Source organism: Polynucleobacter sp. AP-Melu-500A-A1 (assembly GCF_018882125.1).
In the GTDB taxonomy this organism is placed as follows: domain Bacteria; phylum Pseudomonadota; class Gammaproteobacteria; order Burkholderiales; family Burkholderiaceae; genus Polynucleobacter.
Genome location: NZ_JACVOZ010000008.1, coordinates 1 through 6937 on the forward strand (window position 1 = coordinate 1; position 6937 = coordinate 6937).

General features: G+C 40.0%; 7 protein-coding genes. 1 reads left to right on the forward strand and 6 read right to left on the reverse strand.

The window, feature by feature from the left end; genetic code table 11:
- Positions 1–187 (forward strand): hypothetical protein (locus tag ICN38_RS11450; protein WP_216257230.1); only part of this gene is annotated, 187 nt, incomplete at its 5' end.
- A gap of 99 nt (positions 188–286) precedes the next feature.
- Here ICN38_RS11450 and ICN38_RS11455 read toward each other — a convergent pair.
- From ICN38_RS11455 to ICN38_RS11480, 6 genes are read right to left on the reverse strand one after another with little or no spacing between them, the layout of a single operon-like run.
- Complete coding sequence (locus ICN38_RS11455) at positions 287–1498, reverse strand: ABC transporter substrate-binding protein (protein WP_216257231.1); 1212 nt, start codon at positions 1496–1498, stop codon at positions 287–289.
- 29 nt (positions 1499–1527) lie between these two features.
- Positions 1528–2520 carry an MDR family oxidoreductase gene (locus ICN38_RS11460; protein ID WP_216257232.1) on the reverse strand — a complete coding sequence of 331 codons (993 nt, stop codon included), beginning with the start codon at positions 2518–2520 and terminating at the stop codon, positions 1528–1530.
- 9 nt (positions 2521–2529) lie between these two features.
- Positions 2530–3168: a TetR/AcrR family transcriptional regulator gene (locus tag ICN38_RS11465; protein WP_216257233.1), complete on the reverse strand. Its 639-nt coding sequence runs from the start codon at positions 3166–3168 to the stop codon at positions 2530–2532.
- The gene (locus tag ICN38_RS11470; RefSeq protein WP_370624407.1) at positions 3165–4352 is read right to left on the reverse strand and encodes an MFS transporter; all 1188 of its coding nucleotides are present in this window, start codon (positions 4350–4352) and stop codon (positions 3165–3167) included. The genes ICN38_RS11465 and ICN38_RS11470 overlap by 4 nt, the downstream gene beginning before the upstream one ends.
- The gene (locus ICN38_RS11475) at positions 4349–5167 is read right to left on the reverse strand and encodes an enoyl-CoA hydratase/isomerase family protein (protein ID WP_216257235.1); all 819 of its coding nucleotides are present in this window, start codon (positions 5165–5167) and stop codon (positions 4349–4351) included. The genes ICN38_RS11470 and ICN38_RS11475 overlap by 4 nt, the downstream gene beginning before the upstream one ends.
- 19 nt (positions 5168–5186) lie before the next feature.
- On the reverse strand, positions 5187–6734 hold the full coding sequence (locus ICN38_RS11480; protein ID WP_216257236.1) for a class I adenylate-forming enzyme family protein: 1548 nt from the start codon (positions 6732–6734) through the stop codon (positions 5187–5189).
- Positions 6735–6937: the final 203 nt, after the last annotated feature.

The following is a 6937-nucleotide window of genomic DNA, read 5'->3' on the forward strand; positions in this document are numbered from 1 at the left end:
TGGAGTCTTCAAGGGTACAAGCCCTAGAAAACCCATTTGGTCCCAAAGTATTGGGGATGTGATTGGTAAATGTGTAAACCATGTGGTCGGTACCGGACGTAAAGCATGTGTCCGGTACGTACCTTTGCTTTTCTGGTGGGCCCACCAGGACTTGAACCTGGGACCAAAGGATTCCGGTTTGTGTTAGTTTCCTAACTCCCTGGACTATGCCTTCATCATATCGATTGCTCGACTTAGATGGGTACCGTCTAGTCTCTACACCCCAAACTGAAATCCTTAATTTAGTTTATTTCCATAACGGGCATTTTGACTCAGCCTTTGTAGCAAAGGCCTGATCACCAGGAACGACAGAAATAATATTGTAATAATCCCAAGGGTATTTGGACTCAGAAGGTTTTTTAACTTGCATTAAGTACATATCGTGAACCATTCTGCCATCTTGTCGTATATAGCCGTTTTTAGCAAACATATCGTTAATTTTGGCTGATTTCATTTGCGCCATAACTTTTTCCCCATTATCAGTTCCTGCAGCTTGAACAGCCTTCAAAAAGGTCATAGTAGCTGAATAGTCTGCCGCTTGAGTTGAAGAAGGCTCCTTTTTCATTTTTTCAAAATAGCGCTTTGCCCAGGCCCTAGTATCTGGGTTTGTATCCCAATACCAGGCATCTGCCAAATACATACCTTGAGAAACTTGTAGCCCTAAAGAATGTATATCAGTGATAAACATTAATAATCCCGCCAGCTGCATAGACTTGGTGATTCCAAATTCATTAGCCGCTTTAATAGAGTTGATAGTATCCCCACCAGAATTAGCCAAGCCTAAAATTTTTGCTTTCGAAGTCTGGGCCTGGAGCATATAAGAAGAAAAATCGCTTGTATTCAATGGAGCTTTCACGCTGCCTAAAACTTTACCGCCACTTGCTTTAACAACCTCAGATGCATCCTTTTCTAATGCCGCTCCAAAGGCATAATCAGCAGTTAAAAAGTACCATGAATCTCCTCCTTGCTTAACAATTGCTGACCCTGCTACCTTAGATAATGCAATGGTGTCATAAGAATAGTGAACAGTGTAAGGGGTGCACTCTTCATTTGTTACTCGAGATGTTCCTGCAGACACTACTATGATCGGCTTTTTCTTATCTGCAGCAATCTTATTCATTGCCAGAGCTGCAGCAGAATTAGTACCAGCTATGATCAAATCTAAACCTTCTTGATCAATCCATTCGCGAGTTTTACTTGCAGCAATATCAGGCTTATTTTGGTGATCAGCAGTTAATAATTCAATTTTTTTACCATTAACTTTTCCTCCAAAATCTGCAATGGCCATTTTGATAGCCTCTACTCCTCCATTACCATCAATGTCAGCATATAAGCCTGAAAGGTCAGTAATAAAGCCGATTTTCACTGTATCACCTGATATCTGAGCAGATGCATAAGGCGAAAAAGTAATTGCAGCCGAAGTCATAGCACTAACTATCATCTTAAGTTTTGAATTCATTTTGAATCTCCTTTTGCTTTCAAGATTAATTATTGATTTACATTAACTACAACTCTACCTTTAATCGAACCCTTCAAAATATCCTCTGCTACATTAATCGCATCTCTGAGTGAAACAACTTTTGCAATTTGTGAAATTACAGAAGGTTTTAGATCTTTAGCAAGACGGGCCCAAGCATTTTCACGAACTGCTTTTGAAGCCATCACGCTGTCTACACCAATAAGACTTACGCCACGTAAAATAAATGGCGCAACTGTTAATGGCAAGTCCATTCCACCAGCAAGGCCACATGCAGTAACAACACCGCCATACTTAGTGGATGCACATGCGTTAGCCAAGGTATGAGAGCCCACTGTATCGACTACTCCGGCCCAACGTTCTTTTTGCAAAGGTTTTCCTGCTTCAGAAAGTAGCGAGCGCTCAATAACTTCCTTTGCACCCAAGTCAATCAGAAATGCATACTCATCCTTCTTCCCGGTCGAAGCTACCACTTGATAGCCCAGTGCTGAGAGAATAGAAATGGCAAAGGAACCTACCCCGCCAGACGCTCCAGTCACCAATATCTCTCCACTATCCGGATGAACACCATTTCGCTCTAATGCTAGTACGCATAACATAGCTGTATAGCCAGCAGTACCTATCGACATACATTCCTGCGAGGAAAGGGCTTGAGGCTTTGCTATAAGCCAGTCCCCCGAGACTCGCGCCACCTGAGATAAGCCTCCCCAATGAGACTCTCCGACACCCCATCCGTTAAGAATGACTTCGTCTCCAACCTTCCAATTTGCATTTTTACTTTCTTGTACCTTGCCACAAAAATCAATCCCAGGAACCATAGGGAATTTTCTTACTACAGGGGATTTACCTGTTATGGCTAGTCCATCCTTGAAATTAATTGTTGAAAATTCAATATCAACAGTCACCCCACCATCAACTAATGGCAACTCAGTCAAATTCATATCCTTAATTTGAGCCAAAGTTTTTCCATCTTCGCTTTTTGTTAAATAGATTGCCTTAAACATCCCATCTCCTCATTTGACATTTGATGCTGGTTGCAATAATTGATCAATAAAAACCTCACTTACAATCTGCAAGGGCTTCTCTGATTGCTCTAATTTCGCACAAAGAACTGCGCCCTCCCAGGCGCTCCAAAAAAATCTAGAAAGTATGTCGCTATCCAAAACCACATTAATCTCTCCAACCTGCTTTGCTTCTTCTATACATGCCTCTATTCGATCGCGCCAATCACGAATTACATCTAACAATGCAATACGAAAACCCTCTTCAAGACTAGCCATTTCCTGACCAAGATTTCCAATTAAGCAACCTCGCTTAAATTCATATTGCATTACTCCACGGGTTGCCTCATTCATAAATGCTTTAAGTCTCTCAATGGGGCTCTTGGTTTCATCATTAAGTATTCTTTCTAATTTGCGAGAAAAATAGTTTCCATAGTTTTTAATAACTTCTATTGCAAAATCTTCTTTTCCTCGAAAGTAGTAATAAAAAGACCCTTTAGGGATTTTTGCAGTTACGACAATCTCATCAAGGCTGGTACTACTAAATCCTTTTTGGGTAAAAATTACGGTACCAATATTGATTAACATTTGCCTCTTTGATTCACCTTTATTTGAAGACTCCCTTATGGGACTCTCAATATCTACTTTCATACTTGAATCCCTTTCGATGTAGCTCTAATCAAAGATCTCATAAAATACAAACCAAAAATTGGCCCCGGCAATAAAATCCATGCAACCTTAGATCCAATATCGCCAATTGCTGAGGTCACTATTAAAATTGATACAACAGTTAATCCAAAACCAATGCTGTTCTGGATTGCGAGAGCGGTTCCAATTAAATTTGCAGGACAAGCTCTTGCAGATATTGTAGAAAATTGCGGCGAATCAGCAATCACAGCCACACCCCACAATATGAGAACCCCCAAGTGAATAAAAGTGCCCAGACTATCAAGCAATGGATAAATAGCACAAATTAAACCGGAAACGGTTAAAGCAGAAAATGCTACCTTAGCGCTCCCAATTTTTTGACTCCAAATACCGCCAAGAATGCAGCCAATTGCGCCAACACCAATAATCCAAAATGACCAGGTTGAAAGGCTCAAGTCATCCGAGCCCGTTCTAGTAAATGTGATAGCTAGCAACATAGGCACCAATGTCCAAAATGAATAGAGCTCCCACATGTGTCCAAAATATCCCATCGCAGAAGCTCTAAAGTTTGGCACCTTAAAAACTTCAAGTATTCCATTAAGCTTCGATACTGAAATTAATTCATTTGTTTTAGCAAATGGACCGTCCCCCAATTGCCAAACAATATATGCAGCAATCAATGTCAATGCTGAAGAAATTAAAATTATTGTCTGCCAAGAAAGCGCCCCATCTAAAGACCTAATACCGTGAGGTAGGGCCGTACCAAGGGTCAACATGCCTACTAACATTCCCAAACTTTTGCCAGCATTTTGAGGGTCCCAACCAACAATTAGTTTCATTCCTAGTGGATAGATTCCAGCCAAGGAGATTCCTACTAAAAATCTAAAAAAAATTGCTGAAATCATCCCGATACTTAAAATTGCAAAACATCCATTAAAAAATGCGCCGAATAAACAGCAAACTGTAAAAATACGACTTGCACGGTACTTGTCTGCCAAACCAGATAAAGAAAAATACAAAGTTCCCAATATAAAACCGGCTTGAACACCCATAGTTAAAAGACCAATATCTGAAGAGTCGATGGCCCATGCTTGCTTCAAACTATCAGCAGCACTATTAGCGCTAAACCAAAGTGATGTGCCAAATAACTCTGCAATCACAATCAATAAAATTGGTTTTAATTTCACACTTGCGCCTTCGCAAATCGAGCATCTCTCCATGCTATTGCTTCGCGCATACCACGCTCTCTAGCAATATCCATAAATGCCTTCTTATCAGGTGAGCCTACAGATTCAATTGCATGATCAATATCTAATGCATTTTTCAATGCTTTTTGCATTCCTTGAATCTCATAGGTCTCGTTTAAGGCCTTCTTAGTGCTAGCCACTACTACGGGATCTACTAAGGCAATTCCCCTAGCAATCTGTAATGCAACAGTCAGATGTTGATCCTTGGCAACCACTCTACTAATAATTCCAGCATTTAATGCTGTAGTAGCATCAATTCGATCCTGCCCTGTCAAAATAATATCTTTAGCGCGCTTAGGACTTGTAACCCAAGGCAATAACATTGTTACGATTCCAGCGCCAAATTTAAGCTCGGGCTCACCAAAAATAGCATCCTCAGATGCCACTGTAATATCACATGCCAGAGCAATTTCAAATGCTCCAGCCATACATGCGCCATGAACTGCAGCAATTGTTGGCTTTAGACTATTCCAAAAACGCATTGTGCTGTCAAAATCTAGGTCCAGTATTTCACGCCAAATCTTTTCACCAGAGGGTCTAGCATCCATTTGCGCTTTCAGGTCGAACCCCGATGAAAATGCTCGACCAGAACCGCTAATAACAATAACTCTTACATCCTCATTCGACTCAGCTTGATTCATAGCATCATTGATTTCAAGCAATGTCTGCTTATCAAGCGCATTTAGACGATCAGGCTTATTTAAAATAATTTGAGCTACCATACCGTCTACTTGATACAAAATTGAATTAAACATATTTTTCTTCCTTAATAATTTATATAAATTCGGGTATCAAAAGGCCATTTAATATTTGATCTCTAAGTTGGGTGCGGTCAGCTTTACCAGTTTTGCCAGTTGGTAATGCATCACCAAAATAAAATACGTCTGGTAATTTGTACTTTTCTAAACGCAAACCTAAATGATCTTTAATCTCTTCTTTATTGAGAGATTTCATAGAATTTAAGACTATTAACATATGAATTCGCTCGCCCAATAAAGCGTCAGGTATTCCTACTGCCATTGCGGCAGCGACACTTGGGTGAGCACAGATTGCCTGCTCAATTTCGCCTGGAGTCACCTTATTACCGCCACGACTAATAAGATCTTTGCTACGACCCATCAATTCAAGAACAGAAGGTGCAACCTCCTTAGCTATATCACCTGTTTTAAACCACTCCCCAGAGAACGCAGCTTTTGTTAACTCTGGATCGCCCAGATATCCTTTCATTAAATAGGGGCTATCTATTTGCAAACTCCCCTCTACACCTCTCTCAACAGGAATATCGAATTCATTCACAATCCTATATTTCACACCGCCAGACGGTTTACCAATGCACCCGGGAAATTCAGAGAAATTTTCTGGAAATGAAAAAAAATCACAACTAGCGGTTTCTGTAGAGCCATAAATATCGATTAAGTTTGATTTTGAAAATTCTTTACGAACCATTAATGCTAACGACCTCCCAAGAGACTCCCCCCCTATCAATATTTGCTGAAGAGTACCAGTATTCACCTTTGATCTAATTTGCTCAACAAGCTCCGATTTAGAAAAAATTACTCTCATCATGGTAGGAACTACACCCACACGAGTTATTTCTTTTTCAGTCAGAGTGGATACAAAAATTTCGGGATCAAATTTTTCGTGAAGATAAAGAGTGCCTCCATGCAAGAGGGTTTCTAAAACCGTCCAAAGTCCAAATACAAAATTAATATTTAGAACTAATAGAACACGATCTGATTGATTAAACTTTAGTAACCTGTCAATCTCTATTAATTTCCCTTGAAAAGATTGATGTGATACCACTACACCCTTAGGCTCTCCTGTACTGCCAGAGGTGAAGATGACAAATGCAGCATCATCGAGTAATTGATCAAATTGCTTATTACTCGAGCCAATTCTGGTTATCTTTGGGGCCTTATCAAATGTTACAAAATCTACTAAATGATTTGCGTGTGACTTTTGTTGAATTTTCCGATGCACCTCTAACGGAGAACTTCTATGAATTGGGACTATTACGCCACCAGAAAGCCAAATAGCTAAGATGGCTGCTATGTCAGTTGGTTGATTTGAAACTAAAACATGAACAGGCTCATTAAGGCCTACCCCCAAAGTTTTCAGTTTCTCAGCTAAACCCTTGGCGGCACTTAACAAATTTAAGTAGGTGAAATCGCCGTGAATACTCGACAACGCCATTCTATTTGCATGCTTAATGCAACTTTCTTGAAGCGCCTCACCTAAGTTTTGAATCATTTCTAGAATTGCCCCTAATCTGCATTTAAGATCAATATCTAAAAATATATGAGCTACTAGACGAACAGTCAACTACTATTTTCTTATAATCCATTGCTTAAAGTAATACTCAAAAGACAAAACCCCCACCATTTCTGATGAGGGTTTGTGTACGACTCGACACATAGTTAACACTTTATACCGGACACATACTTTACAGTTTTTGGCATAGGAGGGACCACTCTATGCCGTGGAATGAAAGTACGAAGATGGATGAAAAGCTACGTTTTGTGTCT